General features: G+C 67.9%; 23 protein-coding genes. 22 read left to right on the top strand and 1 reads right to left on the bottom strand.

Annotated elements, in window-relative coordinates; all coding sequences use genetic code 11:
- The first annotated feature begins 44 nt into the window (after positions 1–44).
- The 11 genes from PQI07_RS30405 (at position 45) to PQI07_RS30355 (ending at position 11,564) form a co-directional block, all read left to right on the top strand.
- Positions 45–2,027 (top strand): hypothetical protein, encoded by a 1,983-nt coding sequence (locus tag PQI07_RS30405; protein WP_274926783.1) that lies wholly within the window; start codon positions 45–47, stop codon positions 2,025–2,027.
- 115 nt (positions 2,028–2,142) lie between these two features.
- Positions 2,143–3,153: a GSU2403 family nucleotidyltransferase fold protein gene (locus PQI07_RS30400; protein ID WP_274926782.1), complete on the top strand. Its 1,011-nt coding sequence runs from the start codon at positions 2,143–2,145 to the stop codon at positions 3,151–3,153.
- A 49-nt stretch (positions 3,154–3,202) separates the two neighbouring features.
- A complete protein-coding gene (locus PQI07_RS30395; protein WP_274926781.1) occupies positions 3,203–3,832 on the top strand; it encodes a hypothetical protein in 630 nt (209 codons plus the stop codon).
- A complete protein-coding gene (locus PQI07_RS30390; protein WP_043759040.1) occupies positions 3,829–4,242 on the top strand; it encodes a hypothetical protein in 414 nt (137 codons plus the stop codon). The genes PQI07_RS30395 and PQI07_RS30390 overlap by 4 nt, the downstream gene beginning before the upstream one ends.
- A gap of 111 nt (positions 4,243–4,353) precedes the next feature.
- A complete protein-coding gene (locus tag PQI07_RS30385) occupies positions 4,354–4,602 on the top strand; it encodes a hypothetical protein (protein ID WP_274926780.1) in 249 nt (82 codons plus the stop codon).
- A 77-nt stretch (positions 4,603–4,679) separates the two neighbouring features.
- Complete coding sequence (locus PQI07_RS30380) at positions 4,680–5,081, top strand: hypothetical protein (protein ID WP_274926779.1); 402 nt, start codon at positions 4,680–4,682, stop codon at positions 5,079–5,081.
- Positions 5,082–5,574: 493 nt separating this feature from the next.
- On the top strand, positions 5,575–6,141 hold the full coding sequence (locus PQI07_RS30375) for a TetR/AcrR family transcriptional regulator (RefSeq protein WP_274926778.1): 567 nt from the start codon (positions 5,575–5,577) through the stop codon (positions 6,139–6,141).
- 25 nt (positions 6,142–6,166) lie between these two features.
- Entirely contained in the window at positions 6,167–7,090 is a 924-nt protein-coding gene (locus PQI07_RS30370; RefSeq protein WP_274926777.1) for an SDR family oxidoreductase, read from the top strand.
- Positions 7,087–7,731: an NAD(P)H-binding protein gene (locus PQI07_RS30365; RefSeq protein ID WP_274926776.1), complete on the top strand. Its 645-nt coding sequence runs from the start codon at positions 7,087–7,089 to the stop codon at positions 7,729–7,731. Before PQI07_RS30370 ends, PQI07_RS30365 begins: the two co-directional genes overlap by 4 nt.
- 550 nt (positions 7,732–8,281) lie before the next feature.
- Positions 8,282–10,177, top strand: coding sequence for an AAA family ATPase (locus PQI07_RS30360; protein ID WP_274926775.1), 1,896 nt, complete (start codon positions 8,282–8,284; stop codon positions 10,175–10,177).
- Positions 10,178–10,544: 367 nt separating this feature from the next.
- Positions 10,545–11,564: a hypothetical protein gene (locus PQI07_RS30355; RefSeq protein ID WP_274928622.1), complete on the top strand. Its 1,020-nt coding sequence runs from the start codon at positions 10,545–10,547 to the stop codon at positions 11,562–11,564.
- A gap of 55 nt (positions 11,565–11,619) precedes the next feature.
- Here PQI07_RS30355 and PQI07_RS30350 read toward each other — a convergent pair whose 3' ends face one another.
- Positions 11,620–12,276 (bottom strand): hypothetical protein, encoded by a 657-nt coding sequence (locus tag PQI07_RS30350; protein ID WP_274928621.1) that lies wholly within the window; start codon positions 12,274–12,276, stop codon positions 11,620–11,622.
- 359 nt (positions 12,277–12,635) lie between these two features.
- Here PQI07_RS30350 and PQI07_RS30345 point away from each other — a divergent pair, with 359 nt between their 5' ends.
- From PQI07_RS30345 to PQI07_RS30295, 11 genes are all read left to right on the top strand, one after another.
- A complete protein-coding gene (locus PQI07_RS30345) occupies positions 12,636–13,820 on the top strand; it encodes a hypothetical protein (protein WP_274928620.1) in 1,185 nt (394 codons plus the stop codon).
- Entirely contained in the window at positions 13,817–14,896 is a 1,080-nt protein-coding gene (locus PQI07_RS30340; protein ID WP_274928619.1) for a hypothetical protein, read from the top strand. Before PQI07_RS30345 ends, PQI07_RS30340 begins: the two co-directional genes overlap by 4 nt.
- Positions 14,897–14,984: 88 nt before the next feature.
- Positions 14,985–16,055: a hypothetical protein gene (locus PQI07_RS30335; RefSeq protein ID WP_274928618.1), complete on the top strand. Its 1,071-nt coding sequence runs from the start codon at positions 14,985–14,987 to the stop codon at positions 16,053–16,055.
- Positions 16,052–17,104, top strand: a complete 1,053-nt coding sequence (locus tag PQI07_RS30330; protein ID WP_274928617.1) for a hypothetical protein — start codon at positions 16,052–16,054, stop codon at positions 17,102–17,104. The genes PQI07_RS30335 and PQI07_RS30330 overlap by 4 nt, the downstream gene beginning before the upstream one ends.
- 9 nt (positions 17,105–17,113) lie before the next feature.
- Complete coding sequence (locus PQI07_RS30325) at positions 17,114–18,205, top strand: hypothetical protein (RefSeq protein WP_274928616.1); 1,092 nt, start codon at positions 17,114–17,116, stop codon at positions 18,203–18,205.
- A 16-nt stretch (positions 18,206–18,221) separates the two neighbouring features.
- The gene (locus PQI07_RS30320) at positions 18,222–19,298 is read left to right on the top strand and encodes a hypothetical protein (protein ID WP_274928615.1); all 1,077 of its coding nucleotides are present in this window, start codon (positions 18,222–18,224) and stop codon (positions 19,296–19,298) included.
- Positions 19,295–20,383, top strand: coding sequence for a hypothetical protein (locus PQI07_RS30315; RefSeq protein ID WP_274928614.1), 1,089 nt, complete (start codon positions 19,295–19,297; stop codon positions 20,381–20,383). Before PQI07_RS30320 ends, PQI07_RS30315 begins: the two co-directional genes overlap by 4 nt.
- A complete protein-coding gene (locus PQI07_RS30310; protein WP_274928613.1) occupies positions 20,380–21,399 on the top strand; it encodes a hypothetical protein in 1,020 nt (339 codons plus the stop codon). The genes PQI07_RS30315 and PQI07_RS30310 overlap by 4 nt, the downstream gene beginning before the upstream one ends.
- The gene (locus PQI07_RS30305; RefSeq protein WP_274928612.1) at positions 21,396–22,439 is read left to right on the top strand and encodes a hypothetical protein; all 1,044 of its coding nucleotides are present in this window, start codon (positions 21,396–21,398) and stop codon (positions 22,437–22,439) included. The genes PQI07_RS30310 and PQI07_RS30305 overlap by 4 nt, the downstream gene beginning before the upstream one ends.
- Positions 22,436–23,527: a hypothetical protein gene (locus tag PQI07_RS30300; RefSeq protein ID WP_274928611.1), complete on the top strand. Its 1,092-nt coding sequence runs from the start codon at positions 22,436–22,438 to the stop codon at positions 23,525–23,527. Before PQI07_RS30305 ends, PQI07_RS30300 begins: the two co-directional genes overlap by 4 nt.
- 56 nt (positions 23,528–23,583) lie before the next feature.
- Positions 23,584–24,678 carry a M50 family metallopeptidase gene (locus PQI07_RS30295; protein WP_274928610.1) on the top strand — a complete coding sequence of 365 codons (1,095 nt, stop codon included), beginning with the start codon at positions 23,584–23,586 and terminating at the stop codon, positions 24,676–24,678.
- The last annotated feature ends 27 nt before the right edge of the window (positions 24,679–24,705 follow it).

Genomic DNA, 24,705 nt, shown 5'->3' with positions numbered 1-24,705 from the left:
GTCCCGGTCGCCGTCATCGCACCTCGCGCGTCCGGAGCAGCGTCATGGCCACGCTCGGAGCCACGCCCAGGCAGAACCTCGAGATCTTCATCGAGTCCGGACGCCTTGCGCCGGCCTTCGGCGACAGCCCGTTCGACGACCGCATCTGGATCGTGCCCACCCGTTCGAACAAGCCGGGCGGGACCGGCAAGGGCGAACTCGCCTTCACGGTCCGATCGACCAGCGAGGATCCCGACGGGCCCGCGATGGCCAAGGACTTCGGAGATTTCCTCAAGGCGGTGGTGCGCCTCGACGACGTGAGGAAGCCGTCGCAGATCAACCGGTATCGCCGCATGGTCGCGGTCGCCCGGATGCTATACGGCGCCTCGAAGGACGTCGGCCACGACCCCTGCCGCCTCACGGGCGCGACGTTCAAGCGAGCATTGAGGTTCGCGGAATCGATCGGTGCTGGAACTTCCAGTCCCTACGAAGCCGGCACCGTCCTCGCGAAAATCGCCAAGATCCTGAACGACGCCGGCATCACGATGTCGCCGATCCAGTTCACGAACACGGCGAAGCGGCCGCTCGACCGGCATCACGTCATGGTCGAAGGCAGCGACGAAGACCAGGAGGACTCCCGCATGCCGGATGAGGGCGCGCTGGACGCACTCGCCCGCGCCTCACAGCTGGTGTCGTCGCCGCCTGACATCCTGCGCATGCGCATCGTCGAACTCCTGCCCTGCGCACCTTGGCGGATCAACGACATCCTCAGGCTGCCCTACGACTGCGAGGTCGAGGAACCCGTCACCCGCAACGGCAAACCCATCCTCGACGCCGACGGCCGCCCCGTCGTGCGCTACGGCATCGGGTACCGCGGCTCCAAGGGTTTCTTGGCCGACATCAAGTGGATCCCGACCGCCATGGTCGACGTCGCCCGCCGTGCCATCAGGCAGATCAAGGAACTCACCGCCGAAGCACGCGCGATCGCGGCATTCATGGAGGAAAACCCCGGGCGGGCCTGGTTGACGGATCGCTGGCGGCTCTCTTCGCCCGACCGGATCCTGACGGGGGAGGAGATGCGCGAGGCCGTCGGCATCCAGGGCTTCCAGAACATCGTCGTGTTCGTCCGCTCCTACCGCATCCCGCGTACCCCATGCTCGACGCAGAAGAAGTGGCGCTACCGGCTCGGAGACATCGAGAAGGCTCTGCTCGACGCCATCCGCCCGATCGGCGGCGACCACGTCATGAAGCGGTCGGAATACCTCATGATCGCCACACGCAACTTCTTCGGATCGCGCCGGGGCCTCGTTCCCGCCATCGTCGACAACGTTTCGTACGACGTCGTCAAGGACTTCCTGCAGAGCAGGCCCGGCTCGATGTCGGTGTTCGAGCGGTTCGATCTGAAGGATGCGAACGGCGAGTTCTTCGTCCTCAAGACCCATCAGGTCCGGCACTTCCTGAACACCATCGCCGCCGAAGGCGGACTCGGAGAGGTCGACCTCGCACGCTGGTCGGGCCGCGAGGACGTGCGGTCGAACCAAGCCTACGATCACGAGCCCGGATACCAGCTCGCGCGGAAGGCCCGGAAGCTGCTCGAGCAGGGCAAGATGAAAGGGCCGATCGCTGCGACGTGGTCGCGCAAGCCGCCCGTCGAACGGAAGAACTTCTCGCTGGTGCAACTTGCGACGGTCCATACGACCGACATCGGATTGTGCCTCCACGACTGGGGCACCGCACCCTGCCCGCATCACGGCGCCTGCGCCGATTGTCTCGATTGCGCGGTCGTCAAAGGGGATCCCGTACATCGCGCCCGCATCGAGCTGCTGCTGGCGGACGTCGACCTCGCGCTCGCGCGATCGCTGGAGGAAGTCGAGGACGGGACCTACGGCGCTTCGAACTACGTCGAGCATCACCGCCGCATGGCCGTCGGGTATCGTCGCATGCTGGCGGCCCACGATGATCCCGACATCGAAGATGGTACGATCGTACAGATGCGGCCCGACGTCCTGCGTCAGGGGCCGCTCGATGGGATCGGGCTCGCCACCTGAACGTCCCGGCCGCTCCTCACCGGAATGTTGAAGCCGCTGGACGGATGGCACCGCCGGGATTGCGAATCGCTCTTACCACAAATAATATCACTCCGGATTTTATCTGGGTGATGGGATGGGCGGTTCGGATCTCTTCGACGAGGATGAAGAGGAAGCTCTCGAAAAGCTCGAGCGACTCTGGATCGCCTTCGAGGAGGCCTCGGACACGGCCGCGCGCTACGCCGGCAGCATCGGCTGGAAGACGAATGGCGGCGTCGAGTACCTCACGCACACTGTGAACCTGCGGTACGAGGGCAACCGTCAGCGTACCCGCTCACTGGGCCCCAGGTCCCCGGATACCGAGCGCCGCAAGGCAGCCTTCGAAGCCGGACGCGAGCAGGCCAAGGTGGAGCTCGATCGCATCCAGGGACGCCTCGATATCCATGCGAAGGTTCTGAAAGCCCTCCGGATCGGACGTGTCCAGGCCGTGACGGCACGTTTCCTTCGCGAACTTCGGAGCGAGGGGTTCGGAGCCGCCCACTTCACGATCGGAGGCAATGCCGCCCTGGCGGCGTACGAGGTCCGGGCCCGCAGGCGGATGCCGTTCTCCGCCGGCGTTTCCCAGGACCTGGACCTGATGCCGACCGAACTATTCGTGGGGGACCGCGGCCTCTTCGATGCGATCGCTGCCCGCAAGATCTTCGGCCCGGTCGAGGAGCGACGCGACAGCCTCGTGTTCGGTCGCGGCATCGTCCTTCGGCTGCTGTCCGGCGACGTCATCGAGGCATGGAGGCGCAGGATGCTCCGCGCCGATGCCCCGGACGAGGAGATCGATGCTCTGAACTGGGCCTTCGAAGGGCCGGAAGCGATCCCGCTTCTCGCCGTCGGCCTGGACGGAACGCCGACGCCGCTTCCGGCGCTGGATCCGAGGGCTTTCGCGATCCTCTCGTCTCTCGAAGGCCGCTATCTCGTCGATCCGTCGCGTGCCGAGCGCCTTCCGGCACTCGCGGCGGCCTGCGCGGCCGTTGCGAGCACCATAGTAGCCGAACCGTTCGAGCGCGGACATCTCGCGCTCTTCCCAGAGATCGCCGACGCCATCGACGAAGGAGGCGGCCATGCCGACGACCGGATCGTGATGCGTCTGTAGCGGACGCGGACAACCCATCTCCGAAGCCTTCGTTCGAAGGAGCGACGCCGTGCAGACGCAGGAGGCGAAGGAACGGTCGTGTCCGCATGCACCGTTTCGAAAGAAGGAATGGCGGAAGCTGATCCCCTATCCCGGGAGCACGCCTCACATGCGTCGGACATTGGCGGGCACCTCGATCAAGAAGGTGCAGCCTCGACAACGTCTGGCGCTCGGCCCCAAAATCCGTGAATGGTTCGTTGCGGAGATCTCGGCATGGCCGAGCGATGCGAAGCAGCCGCTGACCTGGGATGCGGTCATCGCGAAGGGGCTCGTCATCCATCGATGGAAGTGGAGTAGGAGCGGCCTGTGCCGCTTTCCCGAGATCTCCGAAGCCTTCGCGAAGAGGACGGACGAGATCCGCGCCGGCCGAAGGAAGATCCCCCGTACGGGCCCGCGTGCCGACGAGGCGAAGTCCCGTGCCCGCCTCTTGGCGATGATCGACAATCTGCGCGAGGAGAACGAAGAGCTGACCCGCCGTATCCGCACTTGGCAGAGGAACGCCCGCGCTCTGAACATCACCGAGGCGCAGCTCGACGAGGGGTGGGACGAAGTCGATCGGGGGCAGACGGACCTGGATCTGCGGAAGGAGAAGGGGTTGTCGCTTCCGCAGCACGCTCGGCGCAAGGCGAAGAGGAAATGACCGGCGTCTCCGGGCGCGAGATCGGCGAGCGCAACGTCGCCACGCTTCGCGCCTATCTGGACCGCCTGCAAGCCGCCGGCGAGCTGCTGCCGGAGAGGAGCGGGAAGCCGAACCTGTCGGCCATCGCTATCGCCTGCGGCTTCGACCGGCAGACGCTCTACAAGAACCCGACCGCCAAGGCACTCCTCGATGAGGCTGTCAGGCGGCTGGGAACGGCGCCGCCGGCGGACGATGCATCCGACGAGCTTGACGCGAAGCCGAAAGCCGACCGCCGCGATCGACGCATCCTGCAGCTCGAGCAGCACAACGCAGCCCTGAGAGCCGAGGTGCGCGGTCTGCGGGAGCAGCTCGCCCGATACAGGCACGTCGAGGAGGCTATGATCACGGGGCGCGGAGTTCGGGGCGTATGACGGCGGCGACGACCGCTCCCCTGAACACGTCGCGCGAAAATGTAGTCCGATGACGGAGCCTCGGCGATAGGGTAGGATATGATCCTCTCCGAACCTTCGGATGTCCGAGACATGGCCGGAACCGTTCAGCTGGAAATCAACGCCGACGTCTACGAAGCCGCGCGCCGCGTCGCGAAGCTGGACAATGTAGACGTGTCGACGCTCGTCGAAGACCTCGTTCGCCGCCACTCCGAATACGTAGCGACCCTCGGCGATCTCGATCCGGCGATGCCGGCATTCGATCTCGACCACTACGAGATGCAGCGCGATCCGGATGAAACCGACGCCGATTACGAGACTCGGCTGAGCCTCTTCCGTTGACCGGACCCATACCGTTTCGATCAGGTGACTTCGTCTGGACGCGGTTTCCCTTCGAGAACGAACCGGATGAGCCCGGCTTGGTTCGACACGCGGCCTGCGTCATCGCTGCCTTCACGCAGCAGCAGGCCGGTGCGGCGACCTCTGCGGATGTCCCAGCCCGTGGATTGGTCGTGGGCGTCTACACATCCTCGAAGGTTGGAAAATTCGGCGACGCATTGCCGATCGGCGTGATCCAGGTCGGACGGGAACAGGCATCCCGTCTCGGCGGTCAGGTCGCATTCTTCATCGACGTCCGTAAGCGCGCCTTTCTGCCCTACACTCGTAAATTCTTCCCCGACATCGACGAACCCGGCTGCGGCCTCATCGCCCCCGCAAGCCGGGCCCTGTTCGACGAGGTGAAGAGGCAATACCTCCTGGTGAACCAGCGTCACCAGGACCTCATCGTCAACGTAGGCCCGTTGAGACCGCCGGGTACCTGACGGCGCCGCCGCTCCGCGCGAAGTCGTCCTCCTGGTGGTGCAAATCCGACACTTGGCATCCGCCGCCAAGAGCCGCTACCGACCCAACCCAGCCGCCGGGACCGCCGTTTGCGTTTCTCCAAAGCGGTCGTTCGTTGGCCACGCCGCAAGTTCGGCTCGGGGTGGAGAGCGGCCTTTGGCTCTTCGGCCTAAAGCGGACGTTCCGCAACCGACCCTTCTACCGTCGTCCTCGGGTTGCCGCTGCAATCCCGAACGCGGACACCGACGACGGGGGATAGTTCTGCTTGGCGTGTCGGCATCGCTCTCGCTGAAGGAAAGGCAAGGCACCTCGTCGTCGCTTGCGTCTTGAAGGCCGATACCGAAGCTCGGTTCCCTGGCGCAGTGTTCGACGAACCTCTGCGATGCCGGCGCACCCTTCCCTTCTAATTGGAAAAATCCGCATCGCCCTAAATACGATCTTGACTGACTGGTCGCTCTTTTATAGCATCTCGCTATGGCAAGACCGAAAAGCAACTCGAAGCGCAACGAGATCATGGAGGCGGCGATCCGGATCGTTGCCGAGCAGGGACTGCGCGCGTCGACAGCGTCGATCGCAAAGGCCGCGGGCGTCTCCAACGGAGCCTTGTTCATCTATTTTGAGACCAAGGCCGACTTGCTGAACGAGCTCTACGTTGAGCTGAAGTTGCGGATGGCCGCCGCGACCACTGACGGCATCCCGGAGGATGTCGAGTCTCGCGAGCAGTTGCGGCATGTCTGGTATGGAATGCTGAGCTGGGCGCGGGAGAAACCGCTGGAGCGCTTGGCGCTGGCGCAGCTCGGCGTTTCGAACGATCTGACGCCTGCCACGCGCGACATCGCGAGCCGACCTTACGCCCGGGTCGTCGCGCTCCTCGATCGCTGCCGCGCCGACGGGGCGATGCGGGACGCCTCCCCGATGTTTGTTGCCTCGCTGGTGATGGCCATCACGGAGGCCACCATCGACGGCGTCGCGGCTGACCCGGCCGCCGCCGAACGCCATTCGGCGATCGGGTTCGACGCTCTATGGCGTTCGATCAGCTGAACCGAGAACAAGGATCGGAGACTTCATGTGCAGCGCCGAAATCCAACCCGGCTCGCGTCGAGAGGTGGCCGTCGTCACCGGAGCGTCGAGCGGCATCGGCGCGGCGACAGCGCGCGAGCTCGCTGAGCGGGGCTATCATGTCCTGGCGGGCGTCCGCCGAGAGGTGGACGGCGACGCACTGCGCACTGCGAACATCGAGCCTATCATTCTCGACATCACGCACGAGGCCGGGATCGCCGCGCTCTCGCAGCGCATCAGGAACGATCCCGAGTGTCGACGGCTCGGCGTGCTGGTCAACAATGCAGGCGTGGGGATCAATGCTCCTGTGGAGACCTACGCGCTGCCGGACTGGCGCCGCCTGTTCGAGGTCAACCTGTTCGGCCATGTCGCGGTCATCCAGGCCCTGCTTCCCGCCTTGATCGAAAGCGGCGGGACGATCGTCAACGTATCGTCGGTGGGTGGCCGGGTGGCGATGGCGGCCTACGGTCCCTACGCATGCACCAAGTTCGCGCTGGAAGCGCTCAGCGACTCACTGCGCCGCGAAGTCGGTCCGCTCGGGGTGAGGGTCGTCGTGATCGAGCCGGGGGCTGTCAGGACAGAGATGCTCGGACAGGTCGGCGCCCGGGCCGAGAGGGTCATCGACGCCATGACCGCCGTGCAGCGGGGGCGCTACGCGGCGCTGTTGCGGGCGGTGGTGGCGCAGGCCGAAGCCTCGGAAGTAGGCGGGGCCTCGCCCGAGGATGCAGGTCGCACCATCGCGGATGCGATCACCAACGCGGGCCCCCGAACCCGGTACACCGTCGGCCGCTGGAGCGGGGTCTTCGTCGGCTTGACCCGCCTTCTGTCGGACCGGGTACTCGACCGGCTCCTCGCCGCGGGCCTGAAGCCGCACCTCACCAAATCGGCGCACGCCATTAGGGGGGCTGAGCGGCACGAGCGTCAGGCATGACCACGATCCTTATCGCCGGTGCTACCGGTCTCGTCGGTGGCCTTGCGCTGGGATTAGCGCTCGCTGACAGCCGGATCGACCACGTGGTCGCCCTGACCCGCCGCCCGGTCGAACCCCATACCAAGCTGCGAAACGTTGTCATCGACTTTTCGGACCTCCCCGCCGATGCCGAATGGTGGAACGTGGACGGCGTCATCAGCGCCCTGGGCACAACGCGCGCCCGCACCCCATCGCCGGACCAGTATCTGGCGATCGACCTGAACTATCCGCTCGCCATCGCGCGCCTTACGCGCAGCCAAGGCGCGACCCGGTTTGCGCTGGTCTCGTCGCTTGGCGCCGATCCCCACTCGCGCTTCGCCTATACGCGCAGGAAGGGCGAACTAGAGAGCGAGCTCGCGGCGCTGGCTTTCCCGTCGTTGACAATCGTGCGTCCGAGCGCCCTCGACGGGCAGCGCGAAAGCGCGCGGCTCGACGAGCGATTGGCCGTCGCAATCCTGAAGTCCCTCGCACCCGTCTTGCCGTCTCCCTGGAGGCCGAGCTCGGCGACCGCGATGGCCGAGCTCCTGGTCGAAGGTGCCGTTGCGGCTCGGCCGGGCATCGCCGTCAAGACGAACGCCGACGTGGGATCGTGCTCGACCTGACGATCTCGCGAAGGCATTTGGTATTAGCTGTTTGAGCCCGGACCCGCTCGAAAGCGGGCGGTCAGGAAACCACCCAACTCGGCCGCTGGCCTCCGCCCCCAACAGCCTGGGAGCGGACCTTCCCAGGGCCCGCAATGGGTCGTGAGCGGGCACGGGACCGATGTCCGCTTCCATCGATTACCTCCCGAAAGCGGACCGGCGGAAAACCACCCGTTGCGGACGCCGCGACCGGGTATCAAGCATCAGATCTGGTCCACTAGATTGCCGGCCCCTCGGAGCATGCCGCGGCCGGATCAATTCTGCGCCGAGGTCGACATCGGTCTGAAGCAGTCCCTTGGTGGGATCGGAAAGAGACCGTCCCTCGGAGCCGACCTGGGCCCCGAAGACCACCGCGCGCAGTGGAGGTGAAGGGGTCGCGAAGCGACGCTTGCGCTTGCCCCTTCGCCGGAACGAGCACGGTGGTATCGTGGCGCGGTCGGATCGGGGGCTCGTCCTCGGTATGCCGAATTGTGCAGCACCCTGCTGCACGGTCTCGAGGTGGAGATCGTGGGTGGATCCGAGGCGCGATAATACGGCTCTCGTTCGCCACCTCGCGGAGGATCCAGCTTTCGTAGGGATCGGCTACGCGACCGCCGGCAAGCTCCAGGCTGCTCTCGGCGACGATCTGGGCCGCGCACTGGCCGACGGCGACCTCGTCGCCCTTGAGCCGATCCTCGGGATCGAGCGGGCGCACGACCTAGTAGCGATGTGGCGCGATCGGCAAGCCGAAGGCGACGTCGTCGTCTGGCTCGGGGAGAACGGCTTCGACGGACGCCTCGCCCGCAAGATCGTCGCCCTTTGGGGCGTCGAGGCTCCGCTCCGCCTCCGGGAGAACCCGTGGCTTATGATGGCCGTGGCCGACTTCGAGAAGGTCGACGCCGTGGCCCATCGGCTCGGCCTGCCGCTCGACGCCGACGATCGGAGCATCGCGGCCGTGGAGGCGGCCCTCTACCGGCGGCTCGACGAGCATCACACCTGGATCCGCGACGCCGAGGTCGTGCGCCTGGTCGCTCGACTCCTGCGATGTTCGGCGTCGCGCGCCTCCGAGGCCGTATCCAAGGCGGTAGCCCTTGGCGTCGCCGTTCGGATGGGCGAAGGCCTGCAGCCGGCCGGCGCGGCCATGATGGAGGCCTACGTCGCCGGCGCGATCGCCCGGATGATCGAGGGGCAGGCGAGCGAGGATTTGATCGCCCGTGAGGTCCCCGCTCCGGAACTCGACGTTTGGCTGGACGAGGCGGCAGGCACCATCGGCGTCGATCTGGGCGGCGAGCAACGGAATGCCGTCCACCTCGCTCTGAGAAGCCGTTTCGGCCTCGTCGTCGGTAGCGCCGGCGTCGGCAAGACGACCGTGCTCAAGGCGATCGTCGCCGCCTCCGAGCGGTTCGGGCGAGCAATTCACATGATGGCGCTCGCCGGCCGGGCCGCCGTCCGGATGACGGAGGCGACGGGGAGGAAGGCCTCGACGATCGCCGCCTTCCTGAAGGCCGTCGAGGCCAAGCAGGTCGCCGTCGGGCCCGAAGCCTTGGTCGTGATCGACGAAAGCTCGATGCTCGACCTGCCGACGTTCTACCGGATCCTGCGGGTCATGCCGCCGAGCGGCCGTCTCCTGCTGGTCGGAGACGAGGCACAGTTGGCGCCGATCGGGTTCGGCCTGACGCTGCATGCGCTCGTCGGCATCCCGGAGATCCCGAAGGTCGAACTACGGACCATTCGGCGGCAGACCGCCGCCTCCGGCATCCCTGCCGTCGCGGCTGCCATACGCGACGGACGGCTCCCTTGGCTTCAGCCTTTCTCCCCTGACGTCGGCGGCGTCACGCTGCTCGAATGTGAGCCCCACGCAATTGCGGACCACGTGAAGGACGCCCTCGCCGAGCTCGGCGGGGTCGAAGGGGCCACGATACTCTCGGCTCTCAAAACCGGTGCGAGCGGAACGGTCGCTCTTAATGCTGAGCTCCACCATCTGGTGGCCCTCGGATGCCCACCTGGGGAGCGCGGCCGGTTCATTGTGGGAGAGCCAGTGCTGTTCTTGCGGAACGACTACCGTCGGGACCTACGCAACGGCAGCCTGGGCACCGTGACGGAAATCGACGATGATGGGGTGGCCGTGAACTTCGACGGCAACGAGCAGCGGTTGGCCGGACGCGACCTCGACGATCTTGATCACGCCTATGCGGTCACGGTCCACAAGGCGCAGGGCACGGCCTTCGAGAACGTCGTGATCCCGATTGTCTCGTCTCGCCTGCTGGACCGCTCGTTGATCTACACCGCCGTCACGCGCGCGATCGGGCAGGTCGTCCTAGTCGGGAGCCGTGAAACGCTACGCTTAGCTGTGGAAAAGCAGCCGATTTCTGCCGATCGGGAAGTCGGGCTCGGCCTCGCCCTTGCCATGCCGAACCAGTCGGAGTGACCTGTTTACGCCTCAATGGACGCGTAGCATGTCTCGAACCCGATTCAATGAGCGTTTGCAGGGCGCTAACACACACAGTGTCAGGGTATGCAAGGGTTTCCCGTTCTAGACGACCTATCCGACCCTGCCGGCGCCGAACGCCAGGCGGGTTTTTATTGGTCGGTGGCATCCAGCTGCCGTCCGCGTTCCGGTCGGAGATGCTGCAGGTCTTCCCGCCGCACCGTTCGGGACCTCCGTCCATTCCCGCCATGCGTGTCCGCGCGTCGGGTCCGCGGCCCAGGCCTCGGACGACGCGCGATACGCCGTGGAGACGCCTTCGGCCCCGAGGCGCCCGGGCGTCCGTCCGCGGTGCCGAATGGACGTGTTCATGCTCAGACCATCCGCAGTCGCCAAGTTGCTCCTGGCCCTCGCGCCGACCCTGCTCTCCCTACCCGCCGCCTCCGCCGAGGACGTCTCCGGCATCGAGGTGTCGGTGCGGGCGAGATCGCTGGAGGAGGGCAGGGCGCTGGCCGTGCGCGCGGCCGCCGACGAGGCCGCCCGAAGGCTGGGCCTCGATCCCGCGACGACGGTCGTCGACGGTTCGACCTTCCGGGACGAGCGCTTCCAGGACGGCCGCCTCGACGCCGTGGTCGATCTCGCCGTCGAAGGTCGGCCGAGCGGCACGCGTGAAGGTCGACAGGCTGCCGATCGGCGGATCGGGTCGCCCGGGATCCCCTGGATCCTGGTGGTGCACGCCGTGCGGGATCGGACGGGGCGTCTCGTTCCCTGGGACCGGTCGGACCCATGGGGTGCGATCTGGCGGGTGCCCACCGTGCTGGATCGCTTCAAGCTCGTGCCGGTCACGGGCGATGCGGAGGACGCCGGCATGGTCACCGGCCCTGCCCTCGATGCCTTCGAAGGCAAGGCCTTCCGCCACCTCGTCGCCAAGTACCGGGCACCGGCGGTAGCCGTGGTCGTCCGCGAGGGCGGGGAAGCGGCGCTCGCCGTCTGGAGGAACGGCTCCGCCACGGAATGGTCGAGGCTACCGATCGCCGACCTCGGCGATCCCGCTGCGACGCGGATCGCCATGTCGAAGGCACTTGCGGATCTGGTCCGTTCCGCCCCGTCGTCGCCGTCGTACGCCGACCGGGACGCGGGACCGCCCGATCGGAGCGGGGACAGCATCCGCATCTCGGACTGGCGCATGGGACCCGCCGGTGGGGCGGAGTACAGGGCTCTGCTGGCCGCGGACGACCGCGACGACGTCGTCGGGCGGCTCTCGGCCGAGGGGATCGAGGTCCTCTCCATGCGGGACGGCCCGTCGGGAACGGAGGTCGTGCTGTCGTCGCCGGAGGGGATGTCGATCGAGGCCGGGCTCAGGCGGGCGGGAGTGCGGATGTCCCGCTAGTGCGAACGCAAACGGGGCCCGAAGGCCCCGCTGGTCGTGACATGGCCCATGGCCTTCAGAAGCGCGGACGGTAGGAATCCTGCTCCTGCTGGTAGCCGGGGCTATATTCCGGCCGCGCTTTGATGAAGTTGTCCCACGTTTCACCGATGTCTGGGCCGATCGCCACCTGCTCGAAATCGGCGACAACGTCCAAAAGCGCACCAATTCCCAACTGATCGACCTGACCTCCGGGCGATTCGCTGATCTGATATCCCCATTTGCCGTCTTCTCTGAGCAGCGGTTCCATCTTCGCGACGCCATCCGGGCCCTGCAGATAGATGTCTCCATTCACGCCGACCTGCCACTCGCCATGTATGCGCGGCTCGCCTTCCTCCAGCGGCTTTCTGGCCTCGTCCGCGTAATGGATGAGGGTTGCCTTGTAGCGAGCGTAGGTCCTTACCGTTTCAGGCGACCTGTCGAAGCCTTTGGGGAGGTCCATTCCAGCGAGGTCCGCAACTTCTCGGACGAACCGTTCCGGAGGGACCTTTTCGTTGTACGCCTGCTTCAGTTTCGCCATCTCTGAGCCGGGCGCGCAGCCGTGGATGTCCCGCCAGAGCTCGTCGGCGGAGTAGGTGGTGCCGTAGCGGGCCGAGAGCAGGTCGTTGACCTTGCGCAGGTACTGCGCACCGGTGAGCACCTCGGCGGTGAAGGATCCGTCGTTGATCTGTTCCATGGCCTCCCTCCCTGGGCGTCCGGCCCGGAAGTTCATCTCACGGGAAGATTGGAGAAGGCCGTCGCAAGGGACAACGGCGAAAAGCGGTGTCCCGGACATTTTTCTTGGAGAAGCCTGCGGCTCCTCGAAGGAACGACGAAAAAGGCCCGCCTCTTACGAAGCGGGCCTGAGCCTTGGTAGGGGCTGCAGCCATTCCGGTGCGCCTCCGAAGAGCCGCCGCAAGGACTTGCAGGACCGACCATGACCCGGATGAGGAAGCTCCGCAAGCGGTCCTGGCGGCGTTCCCTGAGATTTATCGATGCCTTCGTGTTGCGGCTTTCGCTCCCCCGAGCCACCCTCGTCACGAAGGATCAGGTGCCATGGAAACGAAAAGCTACGTCGCCCGGGTTCCCTACAACAGGAAGTACATCGCTTACGGCTGCCGCAAGCCGAGCGACGCCACGCTCGGCTACGACGTCGCGCTGCCGATCCGTTCCTTCACCGATGCGGAGGCGCCGACCGTGCTCCGATTCGTCCCTCCCGGCGGCGAGCCGGCCTCTCCGTTGTCGTTCCGCCTGATCGACGATCGCGTGTTCATGCCGCTGAAGATCAGCGGCGTCGTCGACGGCGAAGCCCGGATCCGCCTCGCGACCGAAGCCGATCTGCCCACATTGTTCGGTTACGGGCGGACCGACAACATCGACAACCCGCTCATGCGCCCGCGGACGCACCACGGCCGCGACGGCGGCCGCCTCGAGATGTTCGAGGAGCGCAGAGCCGCGGAAGCCGCCAGGAACGAGCGGAGCCGTTGGCTTGAGGACGATGCGGAGAAGGCCCTGGTCCACGCCCACCGGAACGCCGAGGCTCTCGCCGTCGTCGACGGCGTCGTCCATCTGAGGACCGCGGAGCCGGTCTGGATCGCGGACGGCGACCGGATCGAGGCGGTCCTGGGCCGGTCCGTGGGGTCGAGCCTCTACTGGGCGGACGACATCCTCTTCGTCGGCTTCCCGGACAGGGGGCACGAGCGGCGTGGCGCCTTCGACAAGCATCTGGAGGCCGATGCCTCCACGAAGAAGCAGTACTTCCGGGCCGACCGCCTCGACGACGCGATGGCCTTCGCCTCGGGCTTCGGCGAGCCGAAGGTCGAAGGCTCGATCGAGGTCGTGTCGCAGGTCCCCCTGCATCTCCTCCACTTCGTGGAGCACGCCCCCTCGTTCGTCGCGCGGCTCGAGAGGGACATACGCGGAGACGATCTGCGCCGCTTCAGCCGCGAGGAGTTCCTCGTCTACGCGGACCTGCGCGACGCCGCCGCCCTCCTACGGACGGGCGACCGGACCGCTCTCGACGCGGCCTTCGACGCGATGCGGCGGCTGTCCGGCACCTTCGTGCCGGACGCGAAGGATGCCGGCCTCCCGCGCTGGGGGAAGTGGGTGCCCGCCTTCCGTGCGTTCGTCCGGCGGTGGGAGAGCGAGACCGCGAGGCCCGACTTCGATCCGTACCCCGAGGAGGAGCGTCCGGGCGTGGAGACTCCGGAACTCGCACCGCAGGCCATGGTGGCGGCATGATCGTCCATCTTCCGATCCACTGGCGCGGCCGCGTGGTGCTCCACGGGACACGCGTGTTCCGGGACAACCTGTTCCGCGAGGTCGTGCCGATCGCCGTACCCGAACTCTCGGAGAGCGAGGCCGTCGAATTCTGCCGCATGCAGGCGCCGTGGGACGCCGCGCGGGGGCAGGTGGTCTCCACCCGCCATCATGAGGGTCTGTTTCTGAGACCGTCGTGGGACGTCGGGTGCGCATCCCGCCTCACGGGCGCGGACATCGGAGCGAGCTTCCGGGACGGTACGCTGCTGCGCCACTGGACCGTCGCCGACGAAGCCTACGTGCGCGACGGCGGCAAGGTTGCCAACCGGGATGCTCCCCTGGCGGCGGACGCCCCGATCAAGTCCCGCGAGGGCGACGATCGGCAGGAGCGCATCGCCGCCGCCACGCGCTGGGTCCGGGAGCGGTGTACGCTCGTCGAAGGCATGGCCTACGAACGCTGTCACGAGCCGGTCCTGTTCGCGACGAGCACGCCGAAGGCAACGTCGCTCGATGCGGCGGTGCCCGACGCCCGCTGGTCCGTCGTGTTCGACGGTACCACCAAGCTGACGCACTCCGACACGTTGGGCGTACATCCGGCCGCGGCCTGCGCGGACGCCTTCCGCATCAACCGTCTGGAATCCGCCGTCGAGCATGCCGCCGCGCGGGGCAGCCGCCCGCCGGAGGAGGTGTGGCGCGTCCAGGGTCTCGAGGTACTCCGACCCGATCTTATCGCCTATCCGGACGAGGAGCGCGCGATCGCCGCGGCGGCCGCGGAAGCCTACAACCAGCTCCGGATCAGCATCTTCCTGCTGCCCCGCCCGGCCGCCGAGGCCGTTCTCGACCTTCGGGACGCCCGGACCATCGGTTCCTGCGCGGATAGGACGGAGATGGTCCAGGGCGCTCTGTCGGTGCTGGAGGCGCTCGACCCCGCGGCGCTGGCGCCCGCCCTCGAGGAGCCGCTGCCGAAGGCGCTCGCGCGTCTGCGGGCCGGGATCCTCCGGCACGAGACCTTCGTCGCGCCGACCCCGGACCTCGCGAGCTTCGGCCCGACGCCGTGATCGTCGTGCCTTCCGATTTTCGCAGGTCCGGGCAATCATGAGCCGCGGCCGATCCTTCGATCGGCTTCATTCCTTCGGGCAGCCCGCCATGATCGTCGAGGAAGACGTCGTCTACCGCGCCACCATCCGCCTCCATGGCGAGCGCACGGAGCGTCTGCGCGTCGTCAAGGAACGGGTGCCGTTCGTCGTCGAGGAGCATCAGGCCTCCTCGATGGTCCCCGTATGCCAGTGGAACGCACCTGCGCGCGGATCGGTCGTCGACGGCGACGTCGAGACGAGGGTCAGCGAGGTCGTGGCCGTCGACGGCGGCTTCTTCACGAAGGCCGGTGGTCGCCCCGGCGATCCCGACGCGCTCCGTCGGATGCTCGACGGATTCGGCGTGTTCAAGCGGGAGTTCTTCGACGAATTCTCCCTCCATGCAGGCGCCTACCGCCCGGCCGAGGTGGTCGACCTCTCGCGTGCCGCCGTCGCGTCGATCGAGCCGTACGACCGCCGGCGATGGGTGGGAGCCCTGGAGCGGAAGGTGACGGGGTTTGTCCTGCTGGACGGCCGCCTCCACAAGCGCGAGAGCGAGCCGGTGCTGGTCGCCGGCACCAACGGATCCGGGCTGCCCGGCAAGGCGCACATGGAGCGCATCGGCCGATCGGTAGGCGTCCCGACCGTCGTCACGGCCTGGTCCGCCGACGTCCTCGACGGCTCCAAGGGGCGCGGCGTCTTCCGCCTCGACCGACTGGACGATGCGGTCGCGTTCGCGGCGGCCTACGCCGGCCGACCCGTGGACGAGGTCAAGGTGTCGGGCGCGTTCGAGCTGCTCGACCGGAACAGCCTGCGCCTCGACGACGAGATCTTCGCCCTCGCGGCCGGAGCCCGCCAAGCCGTCCGCCATCTGGGCGGGGAGCTCACCTGGATGCCGCGACCGGCCGTCGATGCCGTCTTCGATCTGCGCGACATGCTGGGCTGGCCGGACCTGCACCTCGATCTCCTGGTCGACGCCTCCGAACGGATGCTGGAGAATCTCCGGCCGTTCGTCGCCGACCCGGACAGCGAGCGGAATACGCACCTCATCCGCGACGTCGTCGAGCAGATGGACGAGGCCGTCGAGCGCATCGCGGCCAGCCGTCCCGCCGTCGAGACAGCCCCGGGGCTCGGAAGACCATGAAGCACCGCATTCTGGACGTGCCCTTCGCCTACAACCTCAAGGGGATGAAGAAGGGACAGCGCAAGGATCGCGACTTCATCCGCGAGACCTCGATCTCGGTGAAGATCCCGTGCCCGACCGATGCGGAGGCGCCCGTCGCGCTCGTCTGCCATCGCCGCGGGCGCTGGGACGATTCCGTCAGGCATCCGGTCCGCGACTATCGCGTGCACGAAGGCAGGCTCTACCGCCCGATCGACGTCGAGGCCGGCTACGACAATCCCGACCGGCAGGTGTCGGTCGACGGTCTCGCCGCGGCCGTCGCTGCCCGCCAGGAGGGTTCGGACAACCTGCTCGAGTTCGGCGCGCGCCGCGGCTGGTGGGACTACAAGGACAAGCTGAAGGCCGCAGCCGAATTGGGCGACGCCCTGATCGTCTCCTCGTCCGAGGAGGAGCAGGTCGCGGCCATGATCCGGAGGAAGGCCGAGCAACTCATCTTCGTCGACGGGAAGGTCTACCGCGAGACGGCGGAGCCGATGTACGTGGTCAAGAGCGGCCATTTCGAGCATCGGATCGGTGCCGAGATCACCGACCTGGACCGGATCGAGGGGCCCAAGGACGTCGCCGTCCATTTCCGGGCCGACCAGCTGCCGGAGGTTCTGGAGGCCATCGCCGCGAGGTTCGGCAGGCGCGAGCTTCAGTTCGACGCCGAGCGGCCGGCGACCTTCAAGGCGTACGTTCCGGACTGGATCGAGGTCCGGGAGGGCTTCGAGCACGTCCTGACGTACCGTCACGACCAGACGCCGCAGTTCCTGGCCGCGGTCGATCGGGCGGTGGCCGCGGTCGGCAAGCATCTGGCCGATCAGCCGATCCCCGTCCTTCTGGCCTACGGCGAGCTGCGGGACGCGTACCGGGCCGAGGCGCACGCGTCGGGCCTCTCCGACCTCGCCGGCAGGCTGTGCGACGCGCTCGGCGACGAGGTCTTCGACTCGAGGCAGCTCCGGGAGGAACTCGAGAAGTACCGCATCGCCCCGGTCGCCGACGCGCCGACCGCGCCGTCGCCCAAGGCATAGGACCGCGCCATGACCATCCTCCAGGTCCCCCACAGCTACAAGGTCGCCGGCGCGCTGAAGGGGAAGCGCAAGATCGAGAACTGGGCGTTCGCGGGATCAATCGCCGTGCAGATCGCCACGCCTTCCGCGGACGAGGCCCCCGTCGCGCTGCGTCTTCACCGCCCGCCGTCGGGCGGCTCCTACGGGAAGCCGCTCCGGCCGAACGCGCCGCTGGACTACCGGTTCTTCGACGGCCGCCTCTACGCCCCGTATCTCGTGGGCCTCGAGGAGGGCAGCGAGACGCCGCTGGCGGTCGCCGACATGCTGGAGGCGGTCCGGGTCGGGACCGGGGGCCAGGGCAGCCCGCTCTTCGACGGGGTGCAGAGCCTGTTCATGCGCAGCCCGCTGGCCGAGGACGACGAGCGTCGGCGGACCATGAAGATCGACCAGTCCTGGGAGGGCGAGGTCGCCGCCGAGATCGCCGCCAGGGCGCGGGACCTGATGCTCGTCGACGGACTGGTGTTCCAGCATCGGCCGGGACTGGAGCCGGTCTACCAGGTCGAGCCCGACGCCGCGATGATCGACGGCGAGGTCCGGTACACCGGCACGATCCTGACGCGCTCGGTCGCGGACTTCGAGGCGACGCCCCACGAGATAGACGTGAGGCGCCATTTCCGTGTCGACCAGATCGCCGAGGCCCTGATGGCCTGTTCGGCGTGGAACTATCGACTGACGGACTGGGACCCGGAGGATCCGGAGTCGTTCGCGCACGTCATCGAGCGCCGGGTCGAGATCCTCGACCCCTCGGTGCTCGCCTTCCGGCCGGACCAGGGCCCGAAGCTTCTGAGGCGCGCGCACAAGATCGTCGCCGACCACGGCGACGCGCTCGCCGAGAAGCCCGTGGGCTTCATGATCGCCTACGCCGGGCTCCGGGACGCGCTGCACGCCTCCGCGCCGGCCCACGACGTCGCGCCGCTGATGCGGGCGTTCGCGGATCAGGCCGCGCGCGTGGACGGCCCGGAGCACGTCGAGGTCCGCAACATCCTCAACGAGGTCGAGACCTTCGAGATGGCTCCGGCCGTCGAACCGGTGCCGGCCTCCGCCGCCCGCGCGATCATCTAGGAGAACGGCGATACCCATGTTCGAGGTGCCGTACGCCTACATCGCGATGACGGTCGCCCAGGGGAAGCGGAAGGTCGCGCCGCGGACGCTCATGTCGTCCGTGATGATCGACGTGCCCTCGGTCTCCGGCGAGGAGGCGCCGCTCGTGTTGCGCTGGCATCGCTACAAGAACAGGCACGCCGGGTTTCCCGCCGACGGGTGGAGCCATCCCCCGTTCGACTACCGGCGCTTCGACGGCGACCTGTTCACGCCCGTCTTCTACCAGTACTCGGGCCGCGCGGATCACCACGTCACGCTTGAGGAGGCGATCGAGGCGGTCACGCAGGGATACAGCGGCAGGCACAACCCCCTGTTCGCCGGCGAGGAGTTCCACCGGTTCCCCGACGACCTGCGCCTGCGGGCCGAGGACCTCGCGGGCATCGCGAGGATCCGCGAGAGCGACGAGGACAAGATCGCCGCTGCCATCCGCGGGCAGGCATCCGATCTGGTCTCCGTCGACGGACAGCTCTTCAGGCGGGATCCGGATTCCGAGCCGGTCTACGACCTCGGCCACGGCTACCTGGACACGAAGAGGCTGGGGAGCATCAAGCCGGAGAAGCGGGACATCCGCACCCTCTTCCGCGTCGACCAGATCGCCGAGGTTCTGGACCTTGCGGGCGCGCTCGATCAGGAAGCGGCGCGGGGGCGCCCCGAGATCGATCTCGACGATCCGGCGACCTACCGCGGCAGGTTCAGGGAGTTCGTCGAGGTCTTCGACCCGTCCTGCCTCCGGTACCGGGCCGACCAGGGACCGGCACTCCTGGCCTACGCCGCCGAGATCGTGCGGCGCGACAGGGACAAGATCGGAGACGCCCCGGTCGAGACGATGGTCGCCTATGCGGGGCTCCGCGACGTGGTGAAGGCCAAGGCCGGAGCTTCGGAGGTCTGCGGGATGCTCGAAGCCTATGCCGACACGCTCCCGGCGCGCGACGCCGATCTCGTCGTGTACCTCGGTCCCAGCGACCGCGAAGAGATCCTCCGCGAGACGGAGGCCTACAGGATGAGCCCGGTCCGCGATGCGGAACCGGCGGTGCATGAGGGGCCGCGCCCATGATGGTCGAAGTACCCTTCGCCTACGAGGCGGACGTCATCCCGAAGGGCAAACGCAAGCCGATCACGAAGTACCTGATGTCGTCCGTCATGGTCGACGTGGCCGTGGCGACCGACGCGGAGGCGCCCGTCGTGCTGCGATGGCATCGCCCGGGCGAACGAGCGACCGAACGCGCGAACCCTCCGATAGACTACAGGCGCTTCGGCGACGCTCTGTACGTTCCCATCTTCTACACGCACGCGAGGGAGCCGGACCGGCCCGTCGGATTCGACGAGATGGTCGAGACGGCGCAGCACGGCTACCGCTCCGCATCCAATCCGCTGTTCGCCGGCGAGGAGTACGGCCGCTACCGGTCCGACGGGCGGGAGGCCGACTATCCCGGGGCGGCCATCCGGAACTCGAAGGAGTCGGAGGTGGCCGCGGCGGTCCGCGAGAACGCCGCCGGCTTGGTGTGCGTCGACGGGGCCATGTTCCGTCGGGCGGGGGACGAGGAGCCCATCTACGAGCTTCATCCCTTCGGCTGGTACGATCGCGAGCAGGGCGTCCAAAGGAACAGCTGCTACGTCAATACGAAGACTCTGTCGCATTTTCCGCCTGAGACCCGGGACATCCGGAAGCTTTTCCGCGTCGACCAGGTGCCGGAGCTTCTCAGCGCGGCCGAGGCGGCCGGCGCCGGGATCGAAGGCTGGGACCCCGAACGTCCCGAGACCTTCGCCGCTGCGGTGTCGCAGTACGTCGAGGTCTTCGACGCGACCGCTCTGCGCTATCGTCCCGACCAAGGGCCGCAGCTTCTGAAGTTCGCGAAGCAGCAGCTGTCCAGAGACAAGGAGGATGTCGCCGAGGCTTCGCGCGCCCAGATGCTCGCCTACGCCGACCTGCGCGACGCGATCCGGGAGGATGCTCCCGCTTCCGTGGTCTGCGAACGCCTCGAAGCCTACGCGGCCGTTCTCGTGCCCAAGCACGCCGACGATGACTGGTGGGTCAGGCATCTCGAGGAGCGGAAGGCCGACATCGCGCACGAGATCGAGACCTTCCGCCTCGCTCCGCTGCCCGAGCCGGACATTCCTTCGGGAGCTCCAAGGCCATGATCGTCGAAGTGCCCTTCGTCTACGAGCGCCGGGCCCGCGAACCGGGCAAGCGCAAGTACGTGCCGATGAAGCTCCGCTCGGTCGCCTCCGTGCGGCTGGGCGAGATCGCCCGGGACGCGTTTCCCGTGGCGATCGCCATGGACAGATGGGACGCCGTGGCCGGCGCCTATCGTCACGACGCCCAGTACCGCGTCCACGACGGCGCGCTGCACGTGCCCCTTCTCGGCTACGGTCCGGCCCGTCATACGCCCCAGGCGACCCTGGAGGCCATCCTTGCGCACATCGCGAAGGGTTGCCGCACCGACCTGTCCAGGGGATTGCCCCAGCACGAGCCGACATTCCGCGATCCGGCAGTCGAGGCGACGCTGCATCCGGACCCGGACGACCCGGGCGACCGCGACGAGCTCGCGGCGGAGATCGCCCGCAACGCGGCCGCGACCCTGGTGTGCGAGGGCGCCCTCTGGCGCAGGATCCACGACGAACCGTTGCTCGTCGCGATACCGGCGGATCGGGTCAACGGGCCGATGCTCGACGTGCGGTTCCGCAGCACCCTCATGGCCAGAGGCCCGCTGGACTGCGCCCGGCACTTCCGGGTCGACCAGCTCGCGGAAGGACTGCTCGCGCTCGGCATCGATGCCGACTTCGATCTCGATGCGCCGGAGACCTTCGCGGCCTACGTGCCGATCCTGCCGCGGGTCGAGATGCCGGAGATGGTGCGCTACCGGCACGACCAGGGACCGGCGCTCGTGGCGGCCGCGAAGCGCGCGAAGGAGGACCTCCAGAGCGAACTGCACGCGATGCCGACCCCCGTCCTCGTCGCCTGGGCGGCACTGCGGGACGACCTCGAGGTCGGTGCCGATCCGTCCCGGGTCGTCGAGTCCTTCGCGCGGTTCACGGATGCCGTTGACGTCGCGGACCTCGACGAGGAGGTCGTCGACTGGCGCGTCGACATCGAGAAGTGGCGGAACAGTCCGCACGTCGAGGTGGACGTGCGCTACGACGGTCCCCGGCCATGAGGATCGAGGTCCGGTTCGTCGCCTGCGGGACCGCGAAGCTGCCCGGGCAGCGCAAGTTCCACGAGGTCCGCATCCCTGCCGCCACATGGGTCGACGTGGCCGAGGCGGCCTCCGACGCCGCGCCCGTCGCGCTGAGCATCTCCCGCGTCTCGGGCCCGGACCTGAAGATCCGCAGTCGCGACGGCGGCCTGCTCAGGCCGTACGAACGGGCGCACGGTAGACCGCCGAAGTCCTCCGGTCCGACGGTCTCCGCAGCGGATCTGGTCGGAACGGCCGCCGGCGGCACCGGCCCCTTCAATCCGTTCATCGTCGGCGTCGGTCAGCTCGCGCCCCTCGGCCTCAAGCCGGCCCAATGGGATCGACGGCCGCTGCTCGACGAGGCCCAGGCCGAGACGGCGGAGATCGGAAGCTCCACCGAGGAGGAGGCCCGCGCGATCATCCATCGCAACGCGGCCTCGCTCGTCCTGGTCGAGGGGCAGGTCTGGATCGCGACCGTCGAACCCCTCTACGTCGTCGGGTACTCGTCACCCGAGGACTACCAGGCGGGCATCCGCTCGGCCTGGATCGAGATCGACGAGGTCGGAGGAGGGCGCCGCGAGATCGGCAAGCACTTCCGGGCCGACCACCTCGCCGACGCGCTCCTGGCGGTCGCGCCCGACGGAGACTGGGATCCGGACGATCCTTCGACCTTCGGCGACCGCGTGCGCAACGTCGCGACCGTCCGGGACGGGGCCGTCCTCAGGTACGGCTACGATCAGTATCCGGCGCTGCACGGCAGCCTGAAGCAGCTTGTTCAGATCGCGGGCGCCAAGCTTGCGACTTTCACGTCCCCGACCATCATGGAATGGACCCGGACGCGCGACCTGATCGAGGCGAAGGCGCCCGGCGGAGCGATCTCCGGGGCGGCCGACCGCCTCGCGGAGGCCCTGCAGGGCGAATTCGAGCCCGGGCTCGCCGCCTCCATCCGCAGGGAAACCGAGCTCTGGCGCCTGTCGCCGATCGCTCAGAACGCAGACGCCACCACGGGGCCGCGCCCATGATCCTCACCGTGCCCTACGTCTACCCGATGAAGGCGCGCATGCCCCGGCAGCGCAATGATCGGGACTTCCACATCCGGTCGAGCGTCATGGTCAGGTGCGCTGCGCCCGAGGAGGGCGAGGCGCCGGTGGTGATGCGCTGGCATCCCGCCACCCCTCTCGGGGGTCGGCCGGATCCCGACGGTCCGATCACCGAGTTCAGGCAGTACCAGGGGCAGCTGTACAGGACCATCGTCAGGCGCGAGCCGTATGGTGCGGCCGACCGCACGATCCTGACTCCGCACGCGGCCGTCGCCATGGCCGCCGACCTCGAGGATCCGCGCAACCTCTTCCTCGGCGGCGCCGGACCCTGGGGCGAGTTCGAGAAGAGGTCGACGTCACACGCCGATCCCAAGGAGGAGGACGAGATCGGGGAGATGATCGTCTCCTACTCCGGAAAGGACCGGGTGCTCGCCGCGATCCACGCCTTCGCCGAGAGGACGCTCTGGATCGGCAACGAGGTCATGGTGCGCTCGGGCGAGCCCGTCTACATCCTGGAGGAAGGCTGGGGGGACCGGCCCAGGCGCGGCCGCGTGAGGACGACCGACGACCTCGGCCAGCCGCACGAGGCGGAGTATCCCGCCGCCGAGCAGGTCCATCGCGCGAACGCCATCCACGAGGTCCTCGCGGCCGCCGCGAACGGCACGGTCGACTACGATCCGGAGGACCCCTCGACCTTCCGTCAGCTCCTGCCCGACTTCGTCGAGGTCATCGACGGATCCATGCTGAGATACGTCCACGACGAGACGCCGCGCTTCATCTCCCGCATCAGAAGCGTGGCCGAGCAGCTCTGGGAGCGGATCCGCGAGGAGCCCGTCCCGGTCCTCGTCGCCTGGGGGGAGATGCGGGACGCGGTCAGGAAGGAGGGGGTGTCGGGTCAGGAGGTGGCCGATGCCGTCCGTGGGCTCATCGCCGCGGTCGAGCACTGCTACCCGTCCGCCAACGGCCGCCTCAACTGGCGCGCGGAGAACGCCAGGAGGGAACTCGAGCACTGGGAGTACGCACCCATTCCAGAGGACGGACCCGCTCCTTCGGGCCCGGCGCCTCGCTGAAGCAATGGCCTTCCAGCTCCTTCGGCCCTATGGTCGGGCACGAAGGAGCGGACCACATGACCGAAACCATCCTCGCGATCCTCGGCTACGTCGTCATGATGTCGGCCGTGATCGGGTTCCACGAGTTCGGACACTACGCGGCGGGCCGCCTCCTCGGGATACAGCCGGTCGAGTTCGCCCTCGGGTTCGGCCGCATCCTCCTCTCCCGGACCGACCGCAACGGCTGCCGCTGGTCCGTACGCGCCGTGCCGATGGGCGGCTTCGTGAAGTTCCTCGGGGACGGCGACATCGCCTCGGCGAGTTCGGTCGCCGTCGCGCCCGGCCTTCGCCGGCGCACCCTGGACGGTGCGGGTCCGGCGCGACGCGCCGTCGTGGCGTTCGCCGGCCCCCTGGCCAACTTCGTCCTGACATTCCTGCTGCTGACCGGCCTCTACGCCGGCGTCGGGCGCGTCTACACGCCGGCCCTCGTGCAGGGGACCGTAGCCGGATCCGCGGCCGAGAAGGCCGGCTTCCTCAAGGGCGACCTGATCGTGGCCGTCGACGGCGTCTCGATCGACCGCTTCGAGGACACCCAGGCTCTGGTCATGCCCCGCGCCGGCATGCCGACCCGTTTCGAGGTCCTCCGCGACGGCGCCTCCGTCGCGCTGGAGGCGACGCCGGCCGCGACGCTCGTCGAAGACAACTTCGGGCGACGCCACGAGATCGGCCGCATCGGACTGTTCGGCGGCAAACCCGTCTTCGAGCGCGTTCCCGTCGCCTCCGCCTTCCTGTTCGGCCTTTCCGACATGGTGTTCCAGGGGCGCCAGATGCTCGGCCTCCTGCGGGAGACCGTGTTGGGCGAGCGGCCGGTCAACCAGCTCGCAGGTCCCGCGCGGATTGCCGAGGCAGCCGGCGACGCCATACGGGGCGGCTGGGCCAATCTCCTGTTCCTCGCCGCGTTCATCAGCATCAACCTGGGCATCGTGAACCTGTTGCCGATCCCGCTCATGGACGGGGGCCTTCTCGTGTTCTGCGGCCTGGAAGGTCTCCGGGGCCGCCCCTTGGGTGCCCGGGCCCAGAAGATGGTCAACCTCGCCGGCATGGCCGCGGTGGGCGGCCTGATGGTCACGGTCGTGGCCAACGACGTCCTGTACCTGATCCACAGGTCGTAAGGGTGCCCACTCGGCGCGCGCGATCGA

The organism is Methylobacterium sp. 092160098-2 (genome assembly GCF_028920805.1).
In the GTDB taxonomy this organism is placed as follows: Bacteria; Pseudomonadota; Alphaproteobacteria; order Rhizobiales; family Beijerinckiaceae; genus Methylobacterium; species Methylobacterium fujisawaense.
Note: the sequence above shows the minus strand (reverse complement) of the source record. Positions and strands in the feature narration are given on the sequence as shown.

Bases quoted from the DNA above. Each gene is read 5' to 3' on its own strand.
- PQI07_RS30400 (WP_274926782.1), top strand. From the start codon at position 2,143: ATGGGCGGTTCGGATCTCTTCGACGAGGATGAAGAGGAAGCTCTCGAA.
- PQI07_RS30345 (WP_274928620.1), top strand. From the start codon at position 12,636: ATGGAAACGAAAAGCTACGTCGCCCGGGTTCCCTACAACAGGAAGTAC.
- PQI07_RS30330 (WP_274928617.1), top strand. From the start codon at position 16,052: ATGAAGCACCGCATTCTGGACGTGCCCTTCGCCTACAACCTCAAGGGG.
- PQI07_RS30300 (WP_274928611.1), top strand. From the start codon at position 22,436: ATGATCCTCACCGTGCCCTACGTCTACCCGATGAAGGCGCGCATGCCC.
- PQI07_RS30340 (WP_274928619.1), top strand. From the start codon at position 13,817: ATGATCGTCCATCTTCCGATCCACTGGCGCGGCCGCGTGGTGCTCCAC.
- PQI07_RS30315 (WP_274928614.1), top strand. From the start codon at position 19,295: ATGATGGTCGAAGTACCCTTCGCCTACGAGGCGGACGTCATCCCGAAG.
- PQI07_RS30350 (WP_274928621.1), bottom strand. From the start codon at position 12,276: ATGGAACAGATCAACGACGGATCCTTCACCGCCGAGGTGCTCACCGGT.
- PQI07_RS30365 (WP_274926776.1), top strand. From the start codon at position 7,087: ATGACCACGATCCTTATCGCCGGTGCTACCGGTCTCGTCGGTGGCCTT.
- PQI07_RS30390 (WP_043759040.1), top strand. From the start codon at position 3,829: ATGACCGGCGTCTCCGGGCGCGAGATCGGCGAGCGCAACGTCGCCACG.
- PQI07_RS30295 (WP_274928610.1), top strand. From the start codon at position 23,584: ATGACCGAAACCATCCTCGCGATCCTCGGCTACGTCGTCATGATGTCG.
- PQI07_RS30335 (WP_274928618.1), top strand. From the start codon at position 14,985: ATGATCGTCGAGGAAGACGTCGTCTACCGCGCCACCATCCGCCTCCAT.
- PQI07_RS30305 (WP_274928612.1), top strand. From the start codon at position 21,396: ATGAGGATCGAGGTCCGGTTCGTCGCCTGCGGGACCGCGAAGCTGCCC.
- PQI07_RS30405 (WP_274926783.1), top strand. From the start codon at position 45: ATGGCCACGCTCGGAGCCACGCCCAGGCAGAACCTCGAGATCTTCATC.
- PQI07_RS30370 (WP_274926777.1), top strand. From the start codon at position 6,167: ATGTGCAGCGCCGAAATCCAACCCGGCTCGCGTCGAGAGGTGGCCGTC.
- PQI07_RS30375 (WP_274926778.1), top strand. From the start codon at position 5,575: ATGGCAAGACCGAAAAGCAACTCGAAGCGCAACGAGATCATGGAGGCG.
- PQI07_RS30385 (WP_274926780.1), top strand. From the start codon at position 4,354: ATGGCCGGAACCGTTCAGCTGGAAATCAACGCCGACGTCTACGAAGCC.
- PQI07_RS30320 (WP_274928615.1), top strand. From the start codon at position 18,222: ATGTTCGAGGTGCCGTACGCCTACATCGCGATGACGGTCGCCCAGGGG.
- PQI07_RS30325 (WP_274928616.1), top strand. From the start codon at position 17,114: ATGACCATCCTCCAGGTCCCCCACAGCTACAAGGTCGCCGGCGCGCTG.
- PQI07_RS30355 (WP_274928622.1), top strand. From the start codon at position 10,545: ATGCTCAGACCATCCGCAGTCGCCAAGTTGCTCCTGGCCCTCGCGCCG.
- PQI07_RS30310 (WP_274928613.1), top strand. From the start codon at position 20,380: ATGATCGTCGAAGTGCCCTTCGTCTACGAGCGCCGGGCCCGCGAACCG.